General features: G+C 71.7%; 24 protein-coding genes. 8 read left to right on the forward strand and 16 right to left on the reverse strand.

Translation table 11 applies throughout. From position 1 onward, the window contains the following. Window positions 1-190 precede the first annotated feature (190 nt). From rlmB to IQ251_RS06610, 6 genes are read right to left on the reverse strand one after another with little or no spacing between them, the layout of a single operon-like run. Window positions 191-1,144, reverse strand: coding sequence for a 23S rRNA (guanosine(2251)-2'-O)-methyltransferase RlmB (gene rlmB / locus IQ251_RS06585; protein ID WP_193927548.1), 954 nt, complete (start codon window positions 1,142-1,144; stop codon window positions 191-193). A gap of 3 nt (window positions 1,145-1,147) precedes the next feature. Then, complete coding sequence (gene cysS / locus IQ251_RS06590) at window positions 1,148-2,542, reverse strand: cysteine--tRNA ligase (RefSeq protein ID WP_193927549.1); 1,395 nt, start codon at window positions 2,540-2,542, stop codon at window positions 1,148-1,150. A gap of 53 nt (window positions 2,543-2,595) precedes the next feature. Further along, window positions 2,596-3,276 (reverse strand): HAD family hydrolase, encoded by a 681-nt coding sequence (locus IQ251_RS06595; RefSeq protein WP_193927550.1) that lies wholly within the window; start codon window positions 3,274-3,276, stop codon window positions 2,596-2,598. Window positions 3,277-3,329: 53 nt separating this feature from the next. Continuing rightward, window positions 3,330-3,815 (reverse strand): 2-C-methyl-D-erythritol 2,4-cyclodiphosphate synthase, encoded by a 486-nt coding sequence (gene ispF, locus IQ251_RS06600; protein WP_193927551.1) that lies wholly within the window; start codon window positions 3,813-3,815, stop codon window positions 3,330-3,332. Continuing rightward, the gene (ispD, locus tag IQ251_RS06605; protein WP_193927552.1) at window positions 3,812-4,522 is read right to left on the reverse strand and encodes a 2-C-methyl-D-erythritol 4-phosphate cytidylyltransferase; all 711 of its coding nucleotides are present in this window, start codon (window positions 4,520-4,522) and stop codon (window positions 3,812-3,814) included. The genes ispF and ispD overlap by 4 nt, the downstream gene beginning before the upstream one ends. A gap of 7 nt (window positions 4,523-4,529) precedes the next feature. Further along, complete coding sequence (locus tag IQ251_RS06610; RefSeq protein ID WP_193927553.1) at window positions 4,530-5,018, reverse strand: CarD family transcriptional regulator; 489 nt, start codon at window positions 5,016-5,018, stop codon at window positions 4,530-4,532. 296 nt (window positions 5,019-5,314) lie between these two features. Here IQ251_RS06610 and IQ251_RS06615 point away from each other — a divergent pair, with 296 nt between their 5' ends. The 7 genes from IQ251_RS06615 (at window position 5,315) to IQ251_RS06645 (ending at window position 12,339) form a co-directional block, all read left to right on the forward strand. Next, window positions 5,315-5,947 (forward strand): copper chaperone PCu(A)C domain-containing protein, encoded by a 633-nt coding sequence (locus tag IQ251_RS06615; protein WP_193927554.1) that lies wholly within the window; start codon window positions 5,315-5,317, stop codon window positions 5,945-5,947. A 144-nt stretch (window positions 5,948-6,091) separates the two neighbouring features. After that, on the forward strand, window positions 6,092-7,471 hold the full coding sequence (gene radA, locus IQ251_RS06620) for a DNA repair protein RadA (protein WP_193927555.1): 1,380 nt from the start codon (window positions 6,092-6,094) through the stop codon (window positions 7,469-7,471). A gap of 80 nt (window positions 7,472-7,551) precedes the next feature. Continuing rightward, window positions 7,552-8,037 carry a beta-class carbonic anhydrase gene (locus IQ251_RS06625; RefSeq protein WP_370591235.1) on the forward strand — a complete coding sequence of 162 codons (486 nt, stop codon included), beginning with the start codon at window positions 7,552-7,554 and terminating at the stop codon, window positions 8,035-8,037. 55 nt (window positions 8,038-8,092) lie between these two features. Beyond that, window positions 8,093-8,983, forward strand: coding sequence for an iron-sulfur binding domain-containing protein (locus IQ251_RS06630; protein WP_193927556.1), 891 nt, complete (start codon window positions 8,093-8,095; stop codon window positions 8,981-8,983). After that, window positions 8,983-9,492: a 2'-5' RNA ligase family protein gene (locus IQ251_RS06635; protein WP_193927557.1), complete on the forward strand. Its 510-nt coding sequence runs from the start codon at window positions 8,983-8,985 to the stop codon at window positions 9,490-9,492. Before IQ251_RS06630 ends, IQ251_RS06635 begins: the two co-directional genes overlap by 1 nt. Window positions 9,493-9,670: 178 nt before the next feature. Next, window positions 9,671-10,402: an ATP-binding cassette domain-containing protein gene (locus IQ251_RS06640; RefSeq protein WP_193927558.1), complete on the forward strand. Its 732-nt coding sequence runs from the start codon at window positions 9,671-9,673 to the stop codon at window positions 10,400-10,402. Continuing rightward, window positions 10,399-12,339: a YhgE/Pip family protein gene (locus IQ251_RS06645; RefSeq protein WP_193927559.1), complete on the forward strand. Its 1,941-nt coding sequence runs from the start codon at window positions 10,399-10,401 to the stop codon at window positions 12,337-12,339. Before IQ251_RS06640 ends, IQ251_RS06645 begins: the two co-directional genes overlap by 4 nt. A 22-nt stretch (window positions 12,340-12,361) precedes the next feature. Here the strand turns inward: IQ251_RS06645 and IQ251_RS06650 are convergent, their stop codons facing one another. Both IQ251_RS06650 and IQ251_RS06655 read right to left on the reverse strand, forming a co-directional pair. After that, window positions 12,362-12,667: an antibiotic biosynthesis monooxygenase family protein gene (locus IQ251_RS06650; RefSeq protein WP_193927560.1), complete on the reverse strand. Its 306-nt coding sequence runs from the start codon at window positions 12,665-12,667 to the stop codon at window positions 12,362-12,364. A gap of 52 nt (window positions 12,668-12,719) precedes the next feature. Then, on the reverse strand, window positions 12,720-13,721 hold the full coding sequence (locus IQ251_RS06655; protein ID WP_193927561.1) for an endonuclease/exonuclease/phosphatase family protein: 1,002 nt from the start codon (window positions 13,719-13,721) through the stop codon (window positions 12,720-12,722). A 281-nt stretch (window positions 13,722-14,002) separates the two neighbouring features. On the opposite strand from IQ251_RS06655, the gene IQ251_RS06660 reads away from it, so the two are divergent. After that, entirely contained in the window at window positions 14,003-14,728 is a 726-nt protein-coding gene (locus IQ251_RS06660) for a DedA family protein (protein ID WP_193927562.1), read from the forward strand. An 80-nt stretch (window positions 14,729-14,808) separates the two neighbouring features. Here the strand turns inward: IQ251_RS06660 and IQ251_RS06665 are convergent, their stop codons facing one another. The 8 genes from IQ251_RS06665 to panD form a co-directional block, all read right to left on the reverse strand. Next, on the reverse strand, window positions 14,809-17,355 hold the full coding sequence (locus tag IQ251_RS06665) for an ATP-dependent Clp protease ATP-binding subunit (RefSeq protein WP_193927563.1): 2,547 nt from the start codon (window positions 17,353-17,355) through the stop codon (window positions 14,809-14,811). Window positions 17,356-17,658: 303 nt separating this feature from the next. Continuing rightward, window positions 17,659-18,498, reverse strand: a complete 840-nt coding sequence (locus tag IQ251_RS06670; protein WP_193927564.1) for an ABC transporter ATP-binding protein — start codon at window positions 18,496-18,498, stop codon at window positions 17,659-17,661. 64 nt (window positions 18,499-18,562) lie between these two features. Then, window positions 18,563-19,660 carry a FecCD family ABC transporter permease gene (locus IQ251_RS06675; protein WP_193927565.1) on the reverse strand — a complete coding sequence of 366 codons (1,098 nt, stop codon included), beginning with the start codon at window positions 19,658-19,660 and terminating at the stop codon, window positions 18,563-18,565. Then, complete coding sequence (locus IQ251_RS06680; RefSeq protein ID WP_193927566.1) at window positions 19,657-20,742, reverse strand: FecCD family ABC transporter permease; 1,086 nt, start codon at window positions 20,740-20,742, stop codon at window positions 19,657-19,659. The genes IQ251_RS06675 and IQ251_RS06680 overlap by 4 nt, the downstream gene beginning before the upstream one ends. Before the next feature lie 240 nt (window positions 20,743-20,982). Then, window positions 20,983-21,342, reverse strand: coding sequence for a histone-like nucleoid-structuring protein Lsr2 (locus IQ251_RS06685; protein ID WP_193927567.1), 360 nt, complete (start codon window positions 21,340-21,342; stop codon window positions 20,983-20,985). 185 nt (window positions 21,343-21,527) lie between these two features. Continuing rightward, a complete protein-coding gene (gene lysS, locus IQ251_RS06690; RefSeq protein ID WP_193927629.1) occupies window positions 21,528-22,982 on the reverse strand; it encodes a lysine--tRNA ligase in 1,455 nt (484 codons plus the stop codon). A 148-nt stretch (window positions 22,983-23,130) separates the two neighbouring features. After that, entirely contained in the window at window positions 23,131-23,919 is a 789-nt protein-coding gene (locus IQ251_RS06695) for a type III pantothenate kinase (protein ID WP_193927568.1), read from the reverse strand. A gap of 28 nt (window positions 23,920-23,947) precedes the next feature. Further along, entirely contained in the window at window positions 23,948-24,415 is a 468-nt protein-coding gene (panD, locus tag IQ251_RS06700) for an aspartate 1-decarboxylase (protein WP_193927569.1), read from the reverse strand. Window positions 24,416-24,439: the final 24 nt, after the last annotated feature.

Below are 24,439 nucleotides of genomic sequence, written 5' to 3' on the forward strand. Positions count from 1 at the left end.
GTCACGGAAAGACCGGCACCGCCACGAGCACAGCCGGCTGGCGAACGACACGGCGGGGCCGCGGAGTGCGGGAAGTCCTCGCCTCCCCGGCGGACCGGTCGGACGCGGCTCCCGCCACCTCGACGAACCCCAGCCCAGCGCGGGCCGGAACCCGGGCGGTTGCCGCGGAAACCCCGCGGCCCGCCCGACGTCAGACCCGGCGCCTCCGCGCCACTTCCGCCAGCACGACACCCGCGGCGACGGAGGCGTTGAGCGACTCCACATCCCCAGCCATCGGGATGGACACCGTCTGGTCGCAGGTCTCGCGCACCAGCCGGGACAACCCGCGCCCCTCGGAGCCCACGACGACCACCAGGGGTTCGGTGGCCAGTTCCAACTGGTCGGAGCTGATGTCCGAATCGGCGTCCAGGCCGACCACCATGAGCCCCTCCTGCTGCAGGTCGCGCAGCGTGCGGGTCAGGTTGGTGGCGCGCGCGATCGGCAGCTTCGCCGCAGCCCCGGCGCTGGTGCGCCAGGCCACCGCGGTCATCCCGGCGCTGCGCCGCTGCGGGAGCACGACGCCGTGCGCGCCGAACGCGGCCGCCGAGCGGACCACCGCACCCAGGTTGCGCGGGTCGGTCACCCCGTCCAGCGCGACGATCAGCGGCGGCATGCCCGAATCGCGGGCCGCGCTGAGCACATCCTCCGGGTGCGCGTACCGGTACGGAGGCACCTGCAGGCCCAAGCCCTGGTGCAGCGCGCCGCCGGTCATCCGGTCGAGCTCGGTGCGCGGAACGTCCAGCACCGGGATGCCGTGCTCCTTCGCCTCGCGGACCGCCTCGGTCACCCGGTCGTCGACCTCGATGCCCTGCGCCACGTGCAGCCCGGTCGCCGGGACCCCGGCGCGCAGGCATTCCACGACGGGATTGCGGCCGGCCACCAGCTCCGGGGAGTTCTCCTGCTGCGTCCGGCGCTTGACCTGGTCCTGTTCGGCCTTCTTCTTCGCATCGGCCTTGCGCTTGGCCGGGTGGGCGAAGCGGTCCTCGGCCTTCGGCGTCGGCTTCTTGCCGCGCAGCCCGCGGCGGCGCTGCCCGCCGGAGCCGACGACCATGCCCTTCTTGTTGGACTTGCGCGTGGCGCCGCGGCGCTTGTCGTTGCCTGCCACGAGTTACCCGTCCTTCAGTGTCCACATTGGCCCGTCGGGGGTGTCCTCGACGGCGATTCCGGCGGCGTGCAGGCGATCCCGCAGCAGGTCCGCGGTGGCGAAGTCGCGATCCTCGCGCGCCTGCGTGCGCTGCTGCAGCATGGCTTCGACGAGCTGGCCCAGCGCGCCCAGCGCCGCGTCCTGCTCCCCGGAACGCTCGGCCCACCGCTCGTCCAACGGATCCAGGCCGAGCACGCCGGTCATCGCGCGCACCCCGGCGGCCGCGTCCCGGGCCGCGGCGTCGTCCCCGCCGTCCAGCGCCGCGTTGCCCTCGCGCACCGCGCCGTGCACCGCGGCGACCGCCTGCGGCGTGCCCAGGTCGTCGTCCAGCGCGGCGGCGAACTCCGCGCCGACCTCGCCCGGCTCGACCGCACCGGTGCGCTGCACGACCCGCTGCACGAACGACTCGATGCGCCGGTAGGTCGCCCCGGCCTCGGCCAACCCCGGTTCGGAGAACTCCAGGGTCGACCGGTAGTGCGGCGTGATCAGGTAGTAGCGCACCTCGGCGGCCCGCGCGCGCTGCAGCACCGCGGGGATGGTCAGCGTGTTGCCCAGCGACTTGGACATCTTCTCGCCGCTGAGCGTCACCCAGGCGTTGTGCATCCAGTACCGGGCGAACCCGTCCCCGGCCGCGGTGGACTGGGCGAGCTCGTTCTCGTGGTGCGGGAACACCAGGTCCAGCCCGCCGCCGTGGATGTCGAACTCACTGCCCAGGTAGAACGTGGACATCGCCGAGCACTCCAGGTGCCAGCCGGGCCGGCCACGGCCCCACGGGGTGGGCCAGCTCGGCTCGCCCTCCTTGGCCGCCTTCCACAGGGTGAAGTCCCGCGGATCGCGCTTGGCCCCGGACGGCGTCTCGCCCTGCTGCACCTCGTCCAGCCGCTGGCCGGACAACCTGCCGTACTCCGCGGTCCAGGTGTCCACGGCGAAGTAGACGTCCCCGCCGGAGGCGTAGGCGTGCCCGCGGTCCATCAGCCGCTGGATGAGCTCGACCATCTGCGTGACGTGCCCGGTGGCGCGCGGCAGCACCGAGGGGGGCAGGCAGCCCAGCCGGTCGTAGGCGTCCTCGAAGGCGCGCTCGTGCGTGGCCGCCCACTCCCACCAGGGACGTCCGGCGGCGGCGGCCTTCTCCAGAATCTTGTCGTCGATGTCCGTGACGTTGCGCACGAGGCGGACGTCGTAGCCGCGGTGCGCCAGCCAGCGGCGCAGCACGTCGAAGTTCAGCCCGCTGCGCACGTGTCCCACGTGCGGCATGCCCTGCACGGTCGCCCCGCAGACGTAGATCGACGCCACTCCGTCGATGCGCGGCTGGAATTCGCGCGTCGTGCGGGTCGCGGTGTCATGCAGCTGCAGGCTCACGACCACGATGGTACGGGTGCAGGTCAGCGCACCCGCACAGGATCCGCTTCCGGTCAGCCCAGCAGGTGGCCGACGGCCTCGCGCAGGGCGGCGGGCCGCTGCGCGGTGGGCAGCGGGTCGACGAGCACCACCGGGCAGCCGACCTCGGCGGCTCCGCCGTCGGCCTCCGCGCTGTCCCCGATCATCAGCGCGTCGGCCGGGGCCACGCCGAGCCGCTCGCAGGCGCGCAGGAACAGCTTAGGATCCGGCTTGATCACACCTTCGTGGTAAGACAGCAGGAACTCGTCCACGTGCTGATCGGCACCGATCCGGGTGAACGCCGGCCGGATGTCGAAGGCGATGTTGCTGATCACGCCGACGCGCACTCCCGCGCCGTGCAGCTCGCGCAGCACGCCGGCGGTGTCCGGGTACGGCGTCCACGAGTCGGGGTCGATGAGCCTGCTGTGCAGCCGCTCGGCCTGCGGCAGCGGAACCCCGGAGCGGTGCAGCACCTCCACGTAGACCTTGCGGTGCAGCTCCGGATCGAGATCCCGGTTGTCCCAGGCGTGCTGGAATTCGGCGGGCAACTGGACGACCTGCCCGGAGGGGGCCGTCATCCGGCGCATGATCTCGGCCTGCTCCTCGATGTCGAACGGCGCACCGTCCGCATCGGTGAGCTCCGCCATCCAGGAAGCGTCCTCCTCCAACCGGAAGAGGGTCCCGGAGAAGTCGAAGAGCACCGCGGGCTGCGTCACGTCCGCCACGATAGGCGGGCCGGGCCCGGTCGGGCAGCTGCGTGCGAGCCGGGTCACTCGGCGGCAGCGCGAGCGACCAGCGCCGTGGCCACCGCCGCGACCCCGTCACCGCGCCCCGTGAGCCCGAGGCCATCGCTGGTCGTCCCGGATACCGACACCGGTGCGCCCAGCGCTTCGGACAACACCCGCTCCGCCTCGTCCCGACGGGTACCGATGCGGGGGGCGTTCCCGATGACCTGCACCGATGCGTTGCCGATCCGGAAACCGGCCGCGAGCACGCGCCGACGCACCTCGGCCAGCAGCTCGGCGCCGTGCGCACCGGCCCAGCGCTGGTCGCCGGTGCCGAACACCGCGCCGAGATCCCCCTGCCCCGCCGCGGTCAGCACCGCGTCGCAGAGCGCGTGCGCGGCCACATCGCCATCGGAGTGGCCCGCGCAACCGTCGGCATCCGGCCAGGTCAGCCCCGCCATCCAGCAGGTCCGGCCGGGTTCCACCGGATGCACGTCCACGCCCTGGCCGACCCGGGGCAGCTCGGTCACCGCGGTTCCCCCTCCGGCACGGGTGCGGCGCAGGCTGCCAGCACCGATTCCGCGATGGCCAGGTCGAACGCCGTAGTGATCTTGAGGGCGTGCGCGTGGCCGGGCACGGTGCGCACCTCGACGCCGAGCCGCTCCACCAGCCCCGCGTCGTCGGTGGCGCCGTCGCCGTCCGCCGCGTCGTGCGCCCGACGCAGCACATCCAGCGCGAAGCCCTGCGGCGTCTGCACCGCGCGCAGCCGGGAACGGTCCACCGTCGACTCGACGCGCCCGGAAGCGTCGAGCTGCTTGATCGTGTCCGAGACCGGGAGCACCGGAACCACCGCGGGCGCGCCGCGGCGCACCTCGTCGACGACCGCGCGGATGGTCTCCGGCGGGGTGAACGCGCGCGCGGCATCGTGCACCAGCACCGCGTCCGCGTCCGGAGCGACCCGACCGGCCTCGTCCAGGGCCAGCCGGACGGAATCGGTGCGCTCGGCACCGCCTGCGATCACGTGCGCCGCGCCGAGCGGGTGCAGCGCTGCGGCCACCTCGTCGAGCTGATCCGACGGTGCCGCGATCACCACGTGCTGCACACGACCCGAAGCCAGCAGACCTCGGGCCGCGTGCAGCAGCAGTGCTTCGCCGTGCACTTCGACCAGCGCTTTGGGCACCTCGGCGCCCAGACGTTCTCCGCGACCCGCGGCGGGAACGAGCGCGACAACGCTCACGCCGCGCCTACACCGCGGTGGCGAGGACCTGGTCCAGCAGGGTCTCCGCCTTGCCCTCGTCGGTCCCTTCGGCCAGCGCCAGCTCGCTGACCAGGATCTGCCGCGCCTTCGCCAGCATCCGCTTCTCACCCGCGGACAATCCGCGGTCCTGCTCGCGCCGCCAGAGGTCGCGCACCACTTCGGCCACCTTGTTCACATCGCCCGAGGCGAGTTTCTCCAGGTTGGCCTTGTACCTTCGGGACCAGTTGGTGGGTTCCTCGGTGTGCGGCGCGCGCAGCACGTCGAAGACCCTGTCCAGCCCCTCCTGGCCCACGACGTCCCGCACCCCGACGATCTCGGCGTTGTCCGCCGGGACGCGCACGGTCAGGTCGCCTTGGGCGACCTTGAGGACGAGGTATTGTTTTTCCTCACCCTTGATCACACGGGTCTCGATTGCTTCGATGAGCGCGGCACCGTGATGCGGGTAGACGACGGTCTCTCCGACCTTGAAAACCATGTGTCCTCTGCCCCTTTCGCTGGTCCCACTTTAACACGGGGGGCAACTGACCTTCGAGCGCCTCACCATCCGTAATCGCAGGTCAGACGGCGAGTAGGGGTTGACAAACGATGTCGGACCGTGCAAGCGCCGCCACTCCACGCCCACTGCGGTCGTCCACATCGGACACCGATCCACCGGGCGATCACCCGCTCCGGCGGGAACTCCGGGCACCGGCGGGCCCCGGAGGCACGCCACCGGCACGTGGCATTAAGCTCGGTCCGGGTTGTCCGGCGATCAGGAAGGACGCTGCAACAGTGAGCCGCCCTCAGCACCACGAGGCCGTCCGCCTCCGATTGATCCCGGCCGCGCTCGGGATCGGCGCCGTCGCCGTCCTCGGCGGCTGCAGCGCCGGTCAGGTGACCGAGACCGACACCCAGGTCGCCGCCGTCAACGGCGCGAGCGGGGACGCGCAGGACGTGGCCGTGCGCAACGCCCACCTCAGCTTCCCGACCGCGGGCGCCAGCTACCCCGCGGGCTCCTCCGCACCGCTGGAGCTGGTCATCGCCAACGAGGGGCCGGACGACCAGCTCGTGCGCGTCACCAGCCCCTATGCGCAGTCCGCCGACCTCGGTGGGGAAACCGCGCTGCCCCAGGGCACCGCGCTGCACGGCACCGGTGAGTCCGCCGGGGCGGGCCCGACCGACGGGGCCCAGCCCGGTGAGCCGCAGACCGGTGAGCCGCAGACCCCCGCACCCGCGTCGCCGAACGGGCAGCGCGAGGTGCAGATCACCCTCACCGGCTTCACCCAGGAGATCGGCCCCGGCGTGGTCATCCCGGTGACGTTCGAGTTCGCCAACGCGGGCCCGGTCACCATGCAGGTGCCGATCGGCGAGGACGACGCGCCGCGGCCGGAGCACAACAGCCCGGTCGGCGGCGCGGGGCACTGACCGCAGGAACCGCAGCGGAAGGGCCGTTCGTGCAGGGCACGGACGGCCCTTCCGCGCGTCGGCCCGCGATGCGCCGATCGGTGCGGGGCGGTGCGACCCCGGCGGTGCGGCCCCCACGTCGGCCCCGGCCGATAACCTGAGCGCGTGCCCGCCAAGAACCGCAACGCCCGCCCCGGTTTCCGCTGCGCCGAATGCGGCCACGAGGTCGCCAAGTGGGTCGGCCGGTGCCCGGGCTGCCAGCAGTGGGGAACGGTCGAGGAAGCGGGCGCCGCCCGGCCGGAGCTGGCGAAGGTCGTCGCCGCGGCGCCGTCGACCCCGGCCCGGCCGATCGCCGAGGTCGACCTGGACTCCGCCCGGGCGGTGTCCACCGGAATCGCCGAGCTGGACCGGGTGCTCGGCGGCGGGATCGTGCCGGGCGCGGTCGCGCTGCTGGCCGGCGATCCCGGCGTCGGCAAGTCGACGCTGCTGCTCGAAGTGGCGCACCGCTGGGCCGAGGGCCGCTCGCCCGGACCATCGCTGTACGTCACCGGCGAGGAATCGGCCGGACAGGTCCGGCTGCGCGCCGAACGCACCGACTCGGTGCACCCCGAGCTGTTCCTCGGCGCGGAGAGCGACCTGTCCGCCGTGCTCGGCCAGGTCGATGCGGTCAAACCCGGCCTGCTCATCGTGGATTCGGTGCAGACGGTGCAGTCCCCGGACGCGGACGGCAGCCCGGGCGGCGTTACCCAGGTCCGCGCGGTGACCACCGCCCTGGTGGCGCTGGCCAAGGAACGCGGGCTGCCGGTGGTGCTGGTCGGGCACGTCACCAAGGACGGGGCGGTCGCCGGGCCGCGGGTGCTGGAGCACCTGGTGGACGTGGTGCTGCATTTCGAGGGCGACCGGCACTCCACGCTGCGCATGCTGCGCGGGGTGAAGAACCGCTTCGGACCGGCCGACGAGATCGGCTGCTTCGAGCAGCGCGACGACGGCATCAACGAGGTCCCGGATCCCTCCGGCCTGTTCTTGAACCGGCAGGAGTCACCCGTCGAGGGCACGGCGGTGACGGTGATGGTCGAGGGCAAGCGCCCGCTGCTGGCCGAGGTGCAGGCGCTGGTGACCGCGACGCAGATGACGATGCCGCGGCGAGCGGTGTCGGGGCTGGACTCCGCGCGGGTGTCGATGATGCTGGCCGTGTTGGAGAAGCACGCGCGGATCCGGTTGTCCGACCAGGAGGTGTTCGCCGCGACGGTCGGCGGCACGAAGCTGACCGAACCGGCCGCCGACCTGTCCGTGGCACTGGCGCTGGCTTCGTCCAGGATGGACAGAGCGCTGCCGGGGAACCTGGTCGCCATCGGCGAGGTCGGGCTGGCCGGGGAGGTCCGCCGGGTGTCCGGGATCGGCAGGCGGCTGGCCGAAGCGGCGCGGCTCGGTTTCGAACGCGCCCTGGTGCCACCGGATCCCGGCCCGCTGCCGAAGGGGATCGAAGCAACGGTCGTACCCGACATGCGGAGCGCGCTGCGCGTGCTGTCCGAGCAGCGGGACTGACGCCCGGGGAGCACCGCTCATGATCACCTGATCAGGCGTAAGGTAGGCGGGTCGTGACCTGACGCCCTGGGGAGGGACGAGTGAGCGCTACCGACGATCTGGTGCACCGGAACGCGCAACGGGTTGCCGCCGAAGGTGGGCTGCCCGGGCCGCCGTCGCTGCACGTAGCCATCGTGACCTGCATGGACTGCCGAATCGACCTGGGGCATTCGCTCGGCGTGCGCGACGGCGAAGCGCACGTGATCCGCAACGCGGGCGGTGCGGTCACCGACGACGTGATCCGCTCGCTCGCGGTGAGCCAGCGGATGCTCGGCACCCGCGAGGTCGTCCTGGTGCACCACACCAAGTGCGGCATGCAGACCTTCACCGACGACGCGTTCAAGGAGTCGCTGCAGCAGGAGACCGGGATCCGGCCGTCCTGGGCCGTCGAAGCGTTCGCCGATGCGGAGCAGGACGTGCGGCAGTCGATGGAGCGGATCCGCCGCAGCCCGTTCCTGGAGCTGACCAGCAGCCTGCGCGGATTCGTCGTCGACATCGACACCGGAGCGCTCACCGAGGTCGCCTGACGCCGCGCGGGCGGCCGCACGCGCCGGAGCGGCGGCTGGCAGGATCGGCGGCGACATGGAAACCGCCTCGCACGCCCTGCCCGCGCTCGAACTGGTCGACTGGTTCGACGCCGCGGCACGACCGCTGCCCTGGCGCGCCCCCGGCATCACCGGCTGGGGCGTGCTGGTCAGCGAGACGATGCTGCAGCAGACCCCGGTCAACCGCGTCCGCCCCATCTGGGAGGAGTGGATGCAGCGGTGGCCCCGCCCATCCGACCTGGCCGCGGCCCCGCAGGCCGAGGTGCTGCGGGCGTGGGGCAAGCTCGGCTACCCGCGCCGCGCGCTGCGGCTGCACGAGGCGGCCGGTGCGATCGCCGACCAGCACGGCGACGTGGTTCCGGCCGATGTGGACACCCTGCTGGCGCTGCCCGGGGTGGGCACCTACACGGCTCGCGCGGTCACCGCGTTCGCCTACGGCAAGCGCGCACCGGTGGTGGACACCAACGTCCGCCGCGTCGTGGCCCGCGCCGTGCACGGAGCGGGTGACGCCGGTCCGCCGTCGCCGAAGCGCGACCTCGCCGACGTCGACGCGCTGCTGCCCGAGGACGACGCCACGGCGGCCAAGCTCTCCGCGGCGCTGATGGAACTCGGGCAGACCGTGTGCACCGTGCGCTCCCCGGCCTGCGACTCCTGCCCCGTCGCGGCCGACTGCGCCTGGCAGCACGCGGGCAGACCCGCCTACGACGGACCGGCCAAGAAGGTGCAGAAGTTCGCCGGGACCGACCGCCAGGTGCGCGGCAAGCTGCTCGACGTGCTGCGCGGCACCGACGGTCCGGTGCCGCGCGCGGCCCTGGACGCGGTCTGGTCCGACGCCGGCCAGCGCGACCGCTGCTTGGACTCGCTGCTGGTGGACGGCCTGATCGAGCAGACCGACGACGGGCGCTTCGCCCTGCCCGGCGAGCACTGATGGCCGCGGCGCTCGAACTGTTCCTGGACGAGTCCGGCGCGTCGACCGTCCGGGCGCTGCGCGGGCGGCTCGCCGACGCCGGACTTCCCGCCGAGACCGGGCATCCGCACGTGACGCTGGCCGTGGCCACCGCGATCCCGGACGCCGCCCGCGCGCAGGTGCGGGCGGAGCTGGAGCTGCTGTCGATCCCGGACCTGTGGCTGTACACGTTGGCCGCGTTCCCGAACGCCGAGGACGTCCTGGTGCTCGGCGCCGTGGTGGACACCGAGGTGCTCGCGCTGCACAACGCGGTGCACGACGCGCTGGCCGGACGCACCCGCGGTCCGGACGCGCACTACCTGCCCGGCGCGTGGATCCCGCACTGCACGCTGGCCACCGGGCTGGACCGGGACCGGCTGGCCGCCGGGATCAGCGCGCTGCACCCGATCGAACCGGTGCACGCGCGCATCGGCGGTGCCGGCATCGTGGACACCCGGACCGGCGACGTGGACACCCTGCTGCGCCGCTGATCCCCGCGCGGATTTCGCCCTTTCGGAGGATCTGGCCAGCTCGCCCGGCCGTGCTGCGCGAACCCGGCCCGCACCCTTCGCGACACTGCACCGGCGCACCGCCGCCGCTCCCGCGTCCTGCCCGCACCTTCCCGACCGCACGCGCGCGGTGGGCGGGCGCAAGGACAGGAGGGACGCCATGGACGTCGAGGGCGCGAGCATCTTCGCCCGCGGGATCAGCGCCCGCGGCCCCGAAGGCAACGTGTTCGAGAACGTCGACCTGTACGTCCCCAGCGGTTCGCTGACGGCGGTCGTGGGGTCCGGTGGCACCGGGCGCACCTCGATGCTGCTGGCCCTGTCCGGCCGGATGCGGCTGATCACCGGGCACCTGGAAGTGGACCGGTTCGCGCTGCCGCGCAGCGCCCGGCGGGTCCGCAAGCTGGTGCACCCGGCCCGGCTGCGCCCCGGGCACGAGCTCGAACCGAAGCACCGGATCACGCAGGCCGTGGCCGAGCGCCGGATGGCGGCCAAGGTCACCGACGACGACATCGCCCGCGCGTTCGCGATCGTCGGGCTCGCCCCGGATCCGCACGCCACCGTCGACGCGCTCTCGCCCGCCGACCGGCTGCTGCTGGCCGTGGGCCTGGCCGCGGCGGCCGAACCCCCCGCCATCGTGGTCGACGACGTGGAAACCGGGCTGGGGCGGGAAGCCCGCGCGCAGGCCTGGGAAGCGCTGCGCGCGCTCACCCGCACCGGGATGACGGTGATCGCCAGCTCCACCGACGAACCCGATGCGGACGTGGACGTGGACGTGATCCGCATGCCGCCGCGTCCCGGCGAGCGCCCCGAACCCGATCCACGGCAGGAACCCGATCCACGGCAGGAACCCGACCCACGGCAGGAACCCGACGAGCGGGAGGGCGGCCGGTGAAGGCGATCAGGCTCGCCTGGCTGGAGCTGAGCCGGTTCCGCGGTCCGCTGCGGCGGTTCGTCCCGCTGGTCCTGCTGCTGGTCCCGCTGCTGTACGGCGCGACGTACCTGTGGGCCAACTGGGATCCGTACGGCAGGCTGGACCGGGTCCCGGTCGCGGTGGTCAACGCCGACCGGCCGGTGGACAGCCGCGGTGAGCACATCGACGCGGGCAACCAGTTCGTGCAACAGCTGCGCGCGGACGGCCTCTTCGACTGGCGGTTCGTGGACCGCGAGCGGGCCCGCGACGGGCTCCGCGAGGGCGAGTTCTACTTCACCGTCGAGGTGCCACCGGACTTCAGCGAACGGCTGGCCAGCGCCGGGGAGACCAACCCGTCGCGCGCCGTGCTGCTGCTCACCAAGAACGACGCGAACGGCTACATCGCCGGGATCATGGCCGACACCGTGCAGGCCCAGCTGCAGAACCAGATCAACGCGGCCGCGCACGCCAGCTACGCCCGCTCGCTGTACGGCGAACTGGACCGCGCGCGGGAGAAGCTGCTGCTGGCGTCGCAGGCGTCCGATCAGCTCGTCCGCGGTACCGATCTGGGTGCGCAGGGCACCGAATCGCTCGCGGGCGGGCTGAACGGGATCCGCGGCGGGGTCGGCCAGGTCTCCCGCGGCGCCGATGGCGTCTCGCAGGCGACGGAGCAGCTGGACCGGCAGCTGAGCTCGGTCGCCGACTTCTCCACCGAGCAGTTGCCGGGCGCGGTCAACGCGCTGGTCAACGCGAGCAGCACGGCGGTCGGCAACCTGAGCAGGATCCAGGCCACGACCGCAGCACTCACCGCCCGCGCGGAGTCCGGGGTGGCCGCGCTGGACGACCTGCGGGCGGCGCACCCCGACCTGGCCGGCGATGGTGCGTACCGGCAGGCGCTGGACAGCGCACGCGGCGTCGCCGATGCCGCAACCACCGCCGACCGGGACGCGCGGCAGGCGTTGAGCACCGCGCAGGAGGCGAACCAGCGAGCGCTGAGCGTGCAGAGCAGCATGGGCCCGCTGCAGGAGCGGATGCGCTCGCTGACCGCACCGGTGGATTCGCTGCGCGACGGGACGGCCGAGCTCGCCGCGGGCACCGCGGGACTGACCGGGGGGCTGGACACGCTCGCCGGCGGCAGCGGGGTCCTCGAACAGGGCGCGGGTCAGCTCAACGAGGGGGCGCGCGGCTTGCGGGGTCTGGTGAACGACACGCTGCAGCGCATCCCGCCCACGAACCCGACCGAGGTGTCCCGCGCCGCCGACGTGCTCGGCTCACCGACGCAGATCCACACCGGGAACCTGAACCCGGCGCTGGTGTACGGGCGGGGGCTGGCGCCGTTCTTCTTCGGGATCGCGCTGTGGGTGTTCGGGCTGCTCGCCTACCTGCTGCTGCGACCGGTGAACACGCGCGCACTGGCTCAGCGGATCGCGGCGCCCACGATCGCGCTCGCCGGCTTCCTGCCCGCCGCCGCGTTGGGCGTGGCGGGCGGACTCGTGCTGTACGGCGTCGTCGACCTCGGCCTGGGGCTGGCCCCGCTGCATCCCGGGTGGACGATCGGCCTGGTCAGCCTGGCCTCGATGGCGTTCACCGCCGTCGACCAGCTGCTGCGCAGCGCGTTCGGCGCGATCGGCGGACTGGTGTCCCTGGTGCTGCTGATCGTGCAGCTCACCGCGTCCGGCGGCCTGTACCCGATGGAGACCACCCCGGTGCCGTTCCAGGCGGTGCACCCCTACCTGCCGATGAGCTACCTGGTGGACGGCCTCCGGGTGACGATCTCCGGCGGCGAGGTCGCTCATCTGGTGCGCGACCTGCTGGTGCTGGGCGGCGTCCTGGTGGGCGCACTGGTGCTCACCTCGCTGGTGGTCATGCGGCTGCGCACCTGGACCACGAGCCGCCTGCACCCGCAGGTCGACCTCTAGGGCCCGTGCCGGCGGCGCCGGGTCACTCCGGCTTGGACTCCAAGACGACCTCGAACTCCAGCAGGCTGGCACCGGTGGCGACCGGTTTCTTGCCCTCGTTGGCGTGCGCTTCCTTGGCCGGGCCGGACGCCCACTCCTGGAACGCCTCCTCGGACTCCCACCTGGTGACCACGAAGTAGCGGTCCTCACCCGAGGTCGGCCGGAGCAGCTCGAAGCCGAGGAATCCGCGCGCCCCGTCGACCGATCCGTGCCGGTCGGCGAAGCGGTCCTCCAGCTCCGGGCCGGACCCTTCCGGAACCTCGATCGCATTGATCTTCACAACAGCCATGCCTCCACCCTACGAGCACGGCGACGCGGAACCGCCAGCGGCACAACGCAGCTCACAGGTGCAGATCGGCGAAGACCGCGCGATGATCGGTACCGGCCACGTCGAAGACCTCGTAGCCGCCGACGCCGATGCCGTCGCTGGCCAGCACGTGATCAATGGTCACCGGCGGCGGCAGCCAGTCACCGCGCGCGGGCCAGGTCGGCGCGAGTCCGCGGCCGGTGGCCGCACCCGCGTCCGCGTAGCCGCGCCCGACGAGCTCCTTGAGCTCGGTGTGGTCGAGCGTCGCGTTGAAATCACCGGCGAGCACCCGGGGAACGGCGTCCCCGCGCGGCGGTTCCGGCAGGGCGGCCATGTCCCGCTCCCAGTCCGCGGCGGTGTCCGGGCCCACGGGGTAGTACGGGTGCACGGCCACCACGTCGACCTGCCGGCCCCCGGGCAGCGACACCCGCGCCGAGGGCTGGCTGAGCGTGCTGTCCGGCACGAGGTCCAGTTCGCGCAGCGGATAGCGGGAGGCGAGCCCGGAGCCGCTGCCGTCCGGTCCCGGGTCGAACACCCGGTGCGTGAGCAGCTCCCCCAGCCCGGCGCCGTCCAGTTCGGACACCATCTCCGGGGTGAGCTCCTGCAGGCTGAGCACGTCGACGCGGTGCTCGCGGACCAGATCCACCACCTGCCGGGCGTCGGCGCGGCCGAGGTAGGCGTTCAGCGACAGCACGCGGAGCTGCTGCTGCCCGGTGGGTTCGGGTTCGGCGGGCACCGCGCGCTGGCCCACGACCACGCCGAGGAAGGCGACCAGCGCCGCGACCACGAGCGCGGTCAGCCAGCGGCGCAGCACCAGAGCGAGGAGGGCGAGCACCGCCCCCGCGACCAGGGCGTAGGGGGTGAGCGCGGTGAGCGCGATCAGGTAGCGGCCGCGGTCCGCTCCGGCGGTCGGCAACGCGATCCAGCCGAGCAGGCCCAGCGCGGCCAGCACCAGCAGCGCCGTGGTCACCCGTCCGCCCGGCTTGCCCTGTGGTGGCTGCTCCTGCTCGGGCTCGGCGAGCACGGCCTGATCCATCGCGACTCCCACCGGTCGGTTCCGCTGCAAGCTTGCCAGTGCCGGCCGCTCGCATGCCGCACGTGCCCGCCCCGGCACCCGCTCCGGTCAATTCGGACCGATAGTACTACCAGGACTTTTCGTCAAGAGTTGGCGGAGCAACCATGGTCAACATCACACCCGGACGGGGGGTTGCTGCCGATTCCGCTGGAATCATGGGACCGAGCGGGATGTCCCGCACCGCCGACCGCGACCACCGAGCCCCGCGCTGACCCGGGGCCGCACGACCGACGGAGCCGCAGATGGACCTGCCCGCACTGGCCTCCACCCAGGCCGAACCCACCGGATTCGCCGGATGGGTGGTCGACGTGATGGAAACCCTGGGCGGCCCGGGCGCCGGACTGATCATCGCGTTCGAGAACGTCTTCCCCCCGCTGCCGTCCGAGCTGATCCTCCCGCTGGCCGGCTTCACCGCGAGCCAGGGCGGGATGAGCGTGCTCGGCGCGATCCTGTGGACCACGCTCGGCTCGCTGCTCGGCGCGCTGGCGCTGTATTGGATGGGTGCGGCGCTCGGGCGGGAGCGCACCAGAGCGATCGCGCTGCGCATGCCGCTGGTCAAGCTCTCCGATGTGGACAAGACCGAAGCGTGGTTCGAACGGCACGGCGTCAAAGCGGTGTTCTTCGGCCGGATGATCCCGATGTTCCGCAGCTTCATCTCGCTGCCCGCCGGGGTGGAGCGGATGCGGATGGGCACGTTCATCCTGTTCACCACGCTGGGCAGTCTCATCTGGAACAGCGTGTTCGTGCTGGCCGGCTACCTGCTCGGACGGAACTGGTACGTGGTCGAGGAGTACGCCGGTTACCTCTCCCGAGGGGTGCTGATCGCCGCGGTCGCCGCGGTCGCCGCGTTCGTACTGGTGCGGATCCGGCGCAACCGCCGCGAACAGCAGCTCGCCGAGGCGCCCACCGTCCAGCTGGAGCACGTCCGCACCGAAGCGCCGACCGAGGAGATCCGCCGGCTGCGCTGACCGCCCGGGCACCCCAACGTGCAGCGGCCCCCGCACCGAACGTCCGGTGCGGGGGCCGCTTGCTCAGCTCGGGCCGGAGGTCACTCCTCGTTGCCCTCCGAGGGGTTCTCCTCCGAGCCTGCCGACATCGCCACCGGCGGGGTGTCCGGGACGATCGACGGCTTCGTCTCGCCGCGGAACACGAAGTGCGCCTGGTCGTCGGAGCCTTCGCCGTCCCAGCCCTCGACGTCGACGATGACGATCTGGCCGGGCTCGACCTCGCCGAACAGGATCTTCTCCGAGAGCTTGTCCTCGACCTCGCGCTGGATGGTCCGGCGCAACGGCCGCGCCCCCAGCACCGGGTCGAACCCGCGCTTGGCCAACAGCTTCTTGGCCTTGTCGGTGAGCTCCAGGGACATGTCCTTGCCCTTGAGCGCCTTCTCCACCCGCGAGCTGAGCAGATCGACCATCTGCACGATCTCGCCCTCGGTGAGCTGGTGGAAGACGATCACATCGTCGATGCGGTTGAGGAACTCCGGCCGGAAATGCTTCTTCATCTCCTCGTTGACCTTGCTCTTCATCCGCTCGTAGTTGGACTCGTTGTCCTGACCGGAGGAGAAGCCCAGGCCGACGGCCTTGGAGATGTCGTGCGTGCCGAGGTTCGAGGTGAAGATCAGCACCGTGTTCTTGAAGTCCACCGTGCGGCCCTGGCCGTCGGTGAGCCGCCCGTCCTCCAACACCTGCAGCAGCGTGTTGTAGATCTCCTGGTGCGCCTTCTCGATCTCGTCGAAGAGCACCACGGAGAACGGCTTGCGGCGGACCTTCTCGGTGAGCTGACCGCCCTCCTCGTAGCCGACGTAGCCCGGAGGCGCGCCGAACAGCCGCGAGGCGGTGTAGCGGTCGTGGAACTCACCCATGTCGATCTGCACGAGCGCGTCGTCGTCGCCGAACAGGAACTCCGCCAGCGCCTTGGACAGCTCGGTCTTCCCGACACCGGACGGACCGGCGAAGATGAACGAACCGGACGGGCGCTTCGGGTCCTTCAGGCCGGCACGCGTGCGGCGGATCGCCTGGGACACGGCCTTGACCGCGTCGTCCTGGCCGATGATCCGCTTGTGCAGCTCGGCCTCCATGCGCAGGAGACGGGTGGTCTCCTCCTCGGTGAGCTTGAAGACCGGGATGCCGGTCCAGTTGGCCAGCACCTCGGCGATCTGCTCGTCGTCCACCTCGGCGACGACGTCCAGGTCACCGGCCTTCCACTGCTTCTCCCGCTCCTCCTTCTGGCCGAGGAGCTGCTTCTCCTCGTCCCGCAGGCGGGCGGCCCGCTCGAAGTCCTGCGCGTCGATCGCGGACTCCTTCTCCCGGCGCGCATCGGCGATCTTCTCGTCGAACTCGCGCAGGTCCGGCGGTGCGGTCATCCGGCGGATCCGCATCCGCGCACCGGCCTCGTCGATGAGGTCGATCGCCTTGTCCGGCAGGTAGCGGTCGTTGATGTAGCGGTCGGCCAGGCTCGCCGCGGACACCAGCGCGCCGTCGGTGATCGATACGCGGTGGTGCGCCTCGTAGCGGTCCCGCAGGCCCTTGAGGATCTCGACCGTGTGCTCCAGCGAGGGCTCGCCCACCTGGATCGGCTGGAAGCGGCGCTCCAGGGCCGGGTCCTTCTCGACGTACTTGCGGTATTCCTCCAGCGTGGTGGCACCGATGGTCTGCAGCTCACCCCGGGCCAGCATCGGCTTGAGGATGCTCGCGGCGTCTATGGCCCCCTCGGCGGCACCTGCCCCGACCAGCGTGTGGATCTCGTCGATGAACAGGATGATGTCGCCGCGGGTCTTGATCTCCTTGAGCACCTTCTTCAGGCGCTCCTCGAAATCACCGCGGTACCGGGAGCCGGCGACCAGCGAGCCGAGGTCGAGCGTGTAGAGCTGCTTCTCCTTCAGCGTCTCGGGCACCTCGCCCTTGACCACCTTGGCGGCCAGCCCCTCGACGACGGCGGTCTTGCCGACACCGGCCTCGCCGATCAGCACCGGGTTGTTCTTGGTGCGCCGGGACAGGACCTGCATGATCCGCTCGATCTCCTGGTCCCGGCCGATGACCGGATCGAGCTTGCCCTCCCGGGCGCTCTGCGTGAGGTTGCGGCCGAACTGGTCGAGGACGAGCGACGACGACGGGGTGCCCTCCCCGCGGCCACCGGCCTCGGCGGGCTCCTTGCCCTGGTAGCCGGACAGCAGCTGCAGCACCTGCTGGCGCACGCGGTTGAGGTCCGCACCGAGCTTCACCAGGACCTGGGCCGCCACACCCTCGCCCTCGCGGATCAGCCCGAGCAGGATGTGCTCGGTGCCGATGTAGTTGTGGCCGAGCTGCAGCGCTTCGCGCAGCGACAGCTCCAGCACCTTCTTCGCCCGCGGGGTGAACGGGATGTGGCCGCTCGGGGCCTGCTGCCCCTGGCCGATGATCTCCTCGACCTGCTGCCGCACACCCTCCAGGGCGATTCCCAGCGACTCCAACGCCTTGGCGGCGACACCCTCACCCTCGTGGATCAAGCCCAGGAGAATGTGCTCGGTGCCGATGTAGTTGTGGTTGAGCATCCGGGCCTCTTCCTGGGCCAGGACAACCACCCGCCTCGCGCGGTCGGTGAACCTTTCGAACATTCGCACTCCCTGACTGCTGCGCCGGCGGTCTGATTCCGGGACACGGCATTCTCGCTCTTCGCCGATGCCCACGACGGGTTCAGCACTCTCGTGGACCACTGTAGTAGTCCCCGCCCGGTCGCGGTCCGTGCCCGCTCGCGGACTGCTGCTCTCATTCTTCTACGACACCAGGCCCAACGAGCCGCTGGCCTGCGACATTCCGACGCGCCCCCCGACCGGGCCGAGTGTCCGCCGAGCGCGAACACCACCGCCCGCTCCGGGAACCGCACCCGGCCCCGCGCACGACGCGACCGGGGCGCGCCGCTACGCGGAGCGGACCCGCCGACCGCCGATCGGTACCACCATGGGGCTACCCGCCACCGGGTCGGCAATCACCTTGGCATCGAGCTCGAACACGTCGGACAGCAGCTGCTCGGTGAGCACCTCGGCGGGCTCGCCCGACGCGACGATCTCCCCGTCCTTCATGGTGACCAGCCGGTCCGCGTAGCGCGCCGCCAGGTTGAGGTCGTGCAGCACCATCACCACCGTGCGGCCGCTCTGCTCGTGCAGCCTGCCCACCAGCTCCAGCACGTCCACCTGGTGGGACAGGTCCAGGTAGGTGGTCGGTTCGTCGAGCAGCAGCACATCGGTGCCCTGGGCCAGCGCCATGGACAGCCAAGCCCGCTGCCGCTGCCCCCCGGAGAGCTCCTCCAGGTTGCGGTCGGCCAGCTCGGCGATCCCGGTCCAGGCCAGCGCCTCGGCCACCGCACTCTCGTCGTCCGAGGACCACTGCCGGTACCAGGACTGGTGCGGATGCCTGCCCCGAGCGACCAGATCGGCCACGGTGAGCCCGTCCGGGGCCACCGGCGTCTGCGGCAGCACGCCCAGGACCTTGGCGACCTCCTTGGCGGGCATCTTGTGGATCTGCTTGCCGTCCAGCAGCACGGTGCCGGACCGCGGCGGCAGCAGCCTGCCCAGGGCCCGCAGCAGCGTGGACTTGCCGCAGCCGTTCGGGCCGATCACCGCGGTGATCGAACCGTCCACCACGTCGATGTCCAACCCCTCGGACACGACCCGGTCGCCGTAGGCGAGCTCCAGGCCCCGGGCGTGCAGCCGCTGCGCCGGGGACGCGGCGCCGTCGTTCGCGGACGCGAGCGATGTCATGCGACCTCCCATCGTGGCACCGGCCTGCGGTGCGCGAAGCGCCGTGCGTCGGCGCGCCCGCCCGTCACGCCGCCGTCTCCCGGTAGCGGCGCACGAGCAGGTAGATCAGGTACGGCGCGCCGAGCACCGCGGTGACGATGCCCACCGGCATCTCGAAACCACCGAACGCGGTCCGGGACAGCACGTCGGCACCCACCACGAGCGCGGCGCCCATCGCCATCGAGCCCACCAGCGGCGGGCGCGGACCCCCGGCCAGGCGCAGCGCGATCTGCGGGGTGGCCAGCGCGACGAACTGGACCGGACCGGCCGCGGCCGTGGCCACCGAGGCCAGCACCACCGCGGCGAACAGCAGCACCGCGCGGGACAGCTCGGTGCGCACGCCCAGCCCGCGCGTGGTGTCGTCGTCGAACTGCAGCGCCCCCAGGGTGTGCGCACCGACCAGCGCCACCGGGATCAGCACGGCCAGCCCGATCAGCACCGGCAGCACGTGCTCCCAGCCGCGGGCGTTGAGGCTGCCCGCCAGCCACACCATCGCCCGGCCGGCGTCGTTGACGTCGCCCACGGTGAGCAGCCAGTAGGTGGCGTTGCCCGCCAGCGCGCTCACCCCGACGCCGATCAGCACCAGGCGGTAGGAATCCACTCCGGCGCGGCGGTAGGCCAGCCCGTAGACGGCCACGCCGGCGAGCAGCCCGCCGGCCAGCGCCACCGCGGACAGCCCGAAGTTGGCCAGGACGCCGGCCACCGAACCCGCGGTACCGCTGAACACGATCACCGCCGTGGCCGCGGTGCCCGCGCCCCAGGTGATGCCCAACATGTCCGGGCTGGCCAGCGGGTTGCGCGCCAACGCCTGCATGATCGCGCCGGAGAGCCCCAGTGCGGCGCCGACCAGCAGCGCGGTCAGCGCGCGCGGCATCCGCAGTTCCCAGATGATCACCTGCTCGACCCGGTTACCACCGCCGAACAGCGCGCTGAGCACCTCGCCCGGCCCCAGCCGGTACTCGCCCAGGCCCACGTTGAGCACCAGCAGGACCAGCGCGGCCAGCAGGGCGCCGAGCACCGCCAGCAGCGGCCGCTTGCGCAGCACCCCGGAAACCGGACCGACGCGCAGCGGCGCACGGCCGGGCACGGGTGCCTCGCGGGTCGCGGTGGCGCGGGGGCTCACAGCCGCGCCAACTTCCGGCGCCGCACCAGCGCGATGAAGAACGGGGCGCCGACCATCGCCAGCATCACCCCGACCTGGACCTCGGACGGGCGGGCCACCATCCGTCCCAGCACGTCGGCCAACAGCACCAGCGAAGCTCCCATCAGACCGGCGAACGGCAGCAGCCACCGATAATCGGCACCGGTGAAGTACCGGGCCACGTGCGGCACGATCAGCCCGACGAACCCGATCGGCCCGCAGATGGCGACCACCCCGCCGACCAGCACCGCGATCGCCGCGATGCCGATGCGCCGGGAGCGCTGCACGTTGTGCCCCAGCGAACGGGCCACGTCATCGCCCAAAGCCAGCGCGTTGAGGCTGAACGCGCTGGCCAGGCACAGCACCACGCCGGCCAGCAGGAACGGCAACACCTGCCCGATGACGCCGGGGTCGTCGACGGCGATCGAACCGACCTGCCAGAAGCGGTACATGTCCCGGGTCTGCTGATCGACGAGCGTCAGCCCGGACGTGATCGCCTGCAGCAGGTGGCTGATCGCCATCCCGGCCAGCGCCAGCGTCACGGGAGTCGGGCCGCCCTTGCCCAGCGAGCCGATCGCGAACACGGCCAGCACGCCGAGCAGCGCGCCGCCGAAGCCGAACCAGATGAAGCCGTACAGGCTGGTGATGCCGAAGGTGTAGACGGACAGCACGACGGCCAGCGCCGCGCCGTGCGTGATACCGAGGATGCCCGGATCGGCGATCGGATTGCGCGTGTGCCCCTGGATCAGCGCGCCGGCCAGGCCGAGGCAGACGCCGGCCAGCACGCCGACGACCGTGCGCGGCAGGCGCAGTTCCTGCACGATCCGGTGGTTCTCCGCGTCGCCCGGGGCGAACACCCCGGCCCACACGTCGTGCAGCGGAATGGTCTTCGCGCCCACCACCACGCTGAGCACGCAGGCGGCGAGCAGCACCCCCACCAGAACCGCGAGACCGATCAACCGGGTCCGCCGCCGATCGCGCAGGCGCCGGGCGCCGGCCGCGGCCGCTTCGCTCGCCGGCGCGACGGACGCCCGCGCGCTACCGGCGGTCGCACTGCCGCTCATGCCACTCCCCAACCGTTGCGTGTCCCGCTTAGGTTAGGCCCACCTAACAGCTGCGGTACAGCCACCCCCGCGGGTGGCCGGCGGGTGCGCGCGGAGACGGAAACGGGCCCGGGGATCCGCAGTGGATCCCCGGGCCCGCGCAACGATCGGACCGGGAGGTCGGGCGCATTTCCTCAGCGGCGGTGGCCGCTCGCACGGAGCGCGCACCACCCGGCAAGCTCGTGCACAACGGTCTCCGGATCAGTTGGCCTGGTGGTACTGCTCCACGATGTCGGCCGGGATGCGCCCCCGGTCGGAAACCTTCAGCCCGCGTTTGCGGGCCCATTCCCGGATGGCCTGGTTCTGCTCGCGGTCCGCGCTCGTCGAACCCCCGCCGGACGCGGCCGCCCGGTTCGAACTCGGCCGCGGACCCGGCTTCTTGCGCCCGCCCGCGCGGCGCGCGCTGGAAACGAAATTCGCCAGCGCGTCCCGCAGCTCACCGGCGTTGTCCGCGGAGAGGTCGATCTGGTACGAGACACCGTCCAACCCGAACTCGACGGTTTCGTCCGCCTGACCGCCGTCCAGATCGTCGACCAGAGTGACAGTGACCTTCTGCGCCATCTTCGAATCCTCCCGGGGCAATTGTGTGCAATGGCGGGGCAGCGACGATCTCCCGGGAGTCCGACTCCCACCGGAGCATGTCATTGACCGTCACCTGAAACATTCTTCGATCAGGTTAGCGCAGCCACTTCCGCAATGCACTCATCCGGCGCGCCGGAATTCGAGTTCCCGGCGGCCTGATCGGGTCATTCCGGTCGGACCAGCGGGAACAGGATGGTCTCCCGGATACCGAGACCGGTCAACGCCATCAACAGCCGATCAATCCCCATTCCGACCCCGCCGCTGGGCGGCATTCCGTACTCCAGCGCGCGCAGAAAGTCCTCGTCGACCGGCATGGCCTCGGCATCGCCCGCCTTGGCCAACTCCGCCTGTTCGGCGAGCCGAGCGCGCTCCACGACCGGATCGACGAGTTCCGAGTAACCGGTCGCCAGCTCGGTGCCGCGAACGTAGAGGTCCCATTTCTCGGCCACCCCCGGCACGGAGCGGTGCTGCCGGGTCAGCGGCGAGGTCTCCAGCGGGAAGTCGCGGACGAAGGTGGGGGCGTGCAAATGGTCGCCGACGAGGTGCTCCCACAGCTCCTCGACGAGCTTTCCGTGCCCGTGCACCGGATCCACGTGCAATCCGCGTGACTGCGCGTGCTCGCGCAGGACCGCGACCGGCGTTTCCGGGGTGATCTCCGAATCCAGCGCCGCGGAGAGCGATCCGTACATCGAGAGCGTGGTCCACTCGCCGGACAGGTCGTACTCGGTTCCGTCGAACCAGGTCACGACCTGGGAGCCGGCGACCGCATCCGCCGCCTCCTGGATGAGCGCGCGGGTCAGCTCCGCCATGTCGTCGTAATCCGCGTACGCCTGATAGAACTCCAGCATCGCGAACTCGGGGGAGTGGGAAGAATCACTCCCCTCGTTGCGGAAGTTGCGGTTGATCTCGAAAACCTTCTCGATGCCGCCGACCACGCACCGCTTGAGATACAACTCCGGCGCGATCCGCAGGAACAGGTCCATGTCGAAGGCGTTCGAATGCGTCACGAACGGACGGGCGGCCGCTCCGCCCTGCAACGTCTGCAACATCGGGGTTTCCACCTCGACGAAACCGCGCCGGTCAAACGAGTCACGCAGCGAACGCTGCACCGCCGCCCGGGTGCGCACGGTCTGCGCGGCCTGATCGCGCACGATCAGGTCCACGTAGCGCTGCCGCACGCGCATCTCCTCGCCGAGCTCCTTGTGCATCACCGGCAGCGGGCGCAGCGATTTGGCCGCCATCCGCCACTCATCGGCCATCACCGACAGCTCGCCGCGCCGGGACGTGATCACCTCGCCGTGGACGAACAGGTGGTCGCCGAGATCGACATCGCTCTTCCACGCGGTCAGCGACTCCTCGCCGACCTCGTTGCGGCTGATCATCGCCTGCAGCTCGGTGCCGTCCCCGGCACGCAGCGTGGCGAAGCAGAGCTTGCCGGTGTTGCGCAGGAACATCACCCGCCCGGCCACACCGACCCGGTCGCCCGTGGCGGTGTCCGGTTCGAGGTCCGGGTGCTGCTCGCGCACCTGGGCGAGGCTGTGCGTGATCGGCAGGCTCACCGGGTACGGGTCGACACCGGAGTCGAGCAGCCGCTCCCGCTTGTCCCGCCGGATCCGCATCTGTTCCGGCAGATCGTCGGTGCCTGCCGCATCGGAAGCCGCAGCGTCGGTTGCCGGGAGGTTGGAACGGTCCTGGTCAGTCACGGCCACCAAGGGTACGTTTCGCCTCCGGCACGCGGTTCAGCAGGCACGGCTCGGTGCCCGCCGATCAGCCGAAATTGCGCTCGTAGACCAGCCGCAGCCCGAGCAGCGTCAGATCCGGCACGTGATGGGTGATCGTCGCGGACTCGGTGACCACCAGCGGCGCCAGACCACCCGTGGCCAGGACGGTGGTCGGTCCGCCCTGGGTGTCCTCCAGCTCGTCGACGATCCGCTGCACCAGCCCATCCACCTGCCCGGCGAATCCGAACAGGATTCCGGACTGCAGGCAGTCCACCGTGTTCTTGCCGATCACCGAGCGCGGGCGCACCAACTCCACCTTGCGCAGCTGCGCCGCGCGGGACGCCAGCGCGTCCAACGAGATCTCGATGCCCGGCGCGAACGCCCCGCCGAGGAACTCGCCCTTCGCCGAGATCGCGTCCACATTGGTCGAGGTGCCGAAATCCACCACCACGCAGTTCGTGGCGTGCAGGTGGTGCGCCGCCAGCGTGTTGATCACCCGGTCGGCACCGACCTCGCGCGGGTTGTCCACCAGCAGCGGGACCCCGGTGCGCACCCCGGGCTCGACGACCACCCGCGGCACGTCGCTCCAGTAGCGGCCCAGCATCACCCGCAGTTCGCGCAGCAGCGCGGGCACCGTGGACAACGCGGCGATCCCGGTGATCCGGTCCACGTACTCGCCCAGCAGACCGCGCATGGTCAGCGACATCTCGTCGGCCGTCATCCGCGGTTCGCTGCGCATCCGCCAGTCGCACACCGGCGTGATCGCCGAGGCGTCCTCCCGGTCGTAGAGGCCGAGCACGATGTTGGTGTTCCCGACGTCGATGGCCAGCAGCACGGCGTCGACTCCTCTCCACGAACCGCCGTCAGCTGCCCGGCTGCAGCAGCGTGTCCCACCGAGCCGCGTCGTCCGCCTCGGCCGCCACCGACCCGGCCGGCGCGGACAGCCCGTGCCCGTCCGGGACCGCGGCCGGATTCCGACCCTGCTCGACCTGCCGGTTGTCGGCATCCACGAACAGCACCCGCGGCTGCATCGCACGCGCCTCGGCGTCGTCGACCACCGCGTAGGCCAGCAGGATCACGACGTCCCCCGGCTCGATCAGGTGCGCGGCCGCCCCGTTGATGCCGAGCACGCCGGAGCCCGGCGCACCGGTGATCACGTAGGTTTCCAGCCGGGCACCATTGGTCACGTCCACGATCGCGACCTGCTCGCCCTCCAGCAGATCGGCAGCGGCCATCAGGTCCGCGTCCACCGTCACCGATCCCACGTAGTGCAGATCGGCGTGCGTCACCACGGCCCGGTGGATCTTGGACTTCAACATCGTTCGGTACATCGCGGATCTCCAACCGCCGTCGCC

Origin of the sequence: Saccharopolyspora montiporae, from assembly GCF_015209505.1 — a bacterium.
Classification (GTDB): domain Bacteria; phylum Actinomycetota; class Actinomycetes; order Mycobacteriales; family Pseudonocardiaceae; genus Saccharopolyspora; species Saccharopolyspora montiporae.

Bases quoted from the DNA above. Each gene is read 5' to 3' on its own strand.
- IQ251_RS06610 (WP_193927553.1), bottom strand. From the start codon at position 5,018: ATGGTTTTCAAGGTCGGAGAGACCGTCGTCTACCCGCATCACGGTGCC.
- IQ251_RS06630 (WP_193927556.1), top strand. From the start codon at position 8,093: ATGGAAACCGCCTCGCACGCCCTGCCCGCGCTCGAACTGGTCGACTGG.
- IQ251_RS06635 (WP_193927557.1), top strand. From the start codon at position 8,983: ATGGCCGCGGCGCTCGAACTGTTCCTGGACGAGTCCGGCGCGTCGACC.
- IQ251_RS06640 (WP_193927558.1), top strand. From the start codon at position 9,671: ATGGACGTCGAGGGCGCGAGCATCTTCGCCCGCGGGATCAGCGCCCGC.
- IQ251_RS06650 (WP_193927560.1), bottom strand. From the start codon at position 12,667: ATGGCTGTTGTGAAGATCAATGCGATCGAGGTTCCGGAAGGGTCCGGC.
- IQ251_RS06655 (WP_193927561.1), bottom strand. From the start codon at position 13,721: ATGGATCAGGCCGTGCTCGCCGAGCCCGAGCAGGAGCAGCCACCACAG.
- IQ251_RS06660 (WP_193927562.1), top strand. From the start codon at position 14,003: ATGGACCTGCCCGCACTGGCCTCCACCCAGGCCGAACCCACCGGATTC.
- IQ251_RS06665 (WP_193927563.1), bottom strand. From the start codon at position 17,355: ATGTTCGAAAGGTTCACCGACCGCGCGAGGCGGGTGGTTGTCCTGGCC.
- IQ251_RS06670 (WP_193927564.1), bottom strand. From the start codon at position 18,498: ATGACATCGCTCGCGTCCGCGAACGACGGCGCCGCGTCCCCGGCGCAG.
- IQ251_RS06680 (WP_193927566.1), bottom strand. From the start codon at position 20,742: ATGAGCGGCAGTGCGACCGCCGGTAGCGCGCGGGCGTCCGTCGCGCCG.
- IQ251_RS06685 (WP_193927567.1), bottom strand. From the start codon at position 21,342: ATGGCGCAGAAGGTCACTGTCACTCTGGTCGACGATCTGGACGGCGGT.
- lysS (WP_193927629.1), bottom strand. From the start codon at position 22,982: ATGCGGATCCGGCGGGACAAGCGGGAGCGGCTGCTCGACTCCGGTGTC.
- panD (WP_193927569.1), bottom strand. From the start codon at position 24,415: ATGTACCGAACGATGTTGAAGTCCAAGATCCACCGGGCCGTGGTGACG.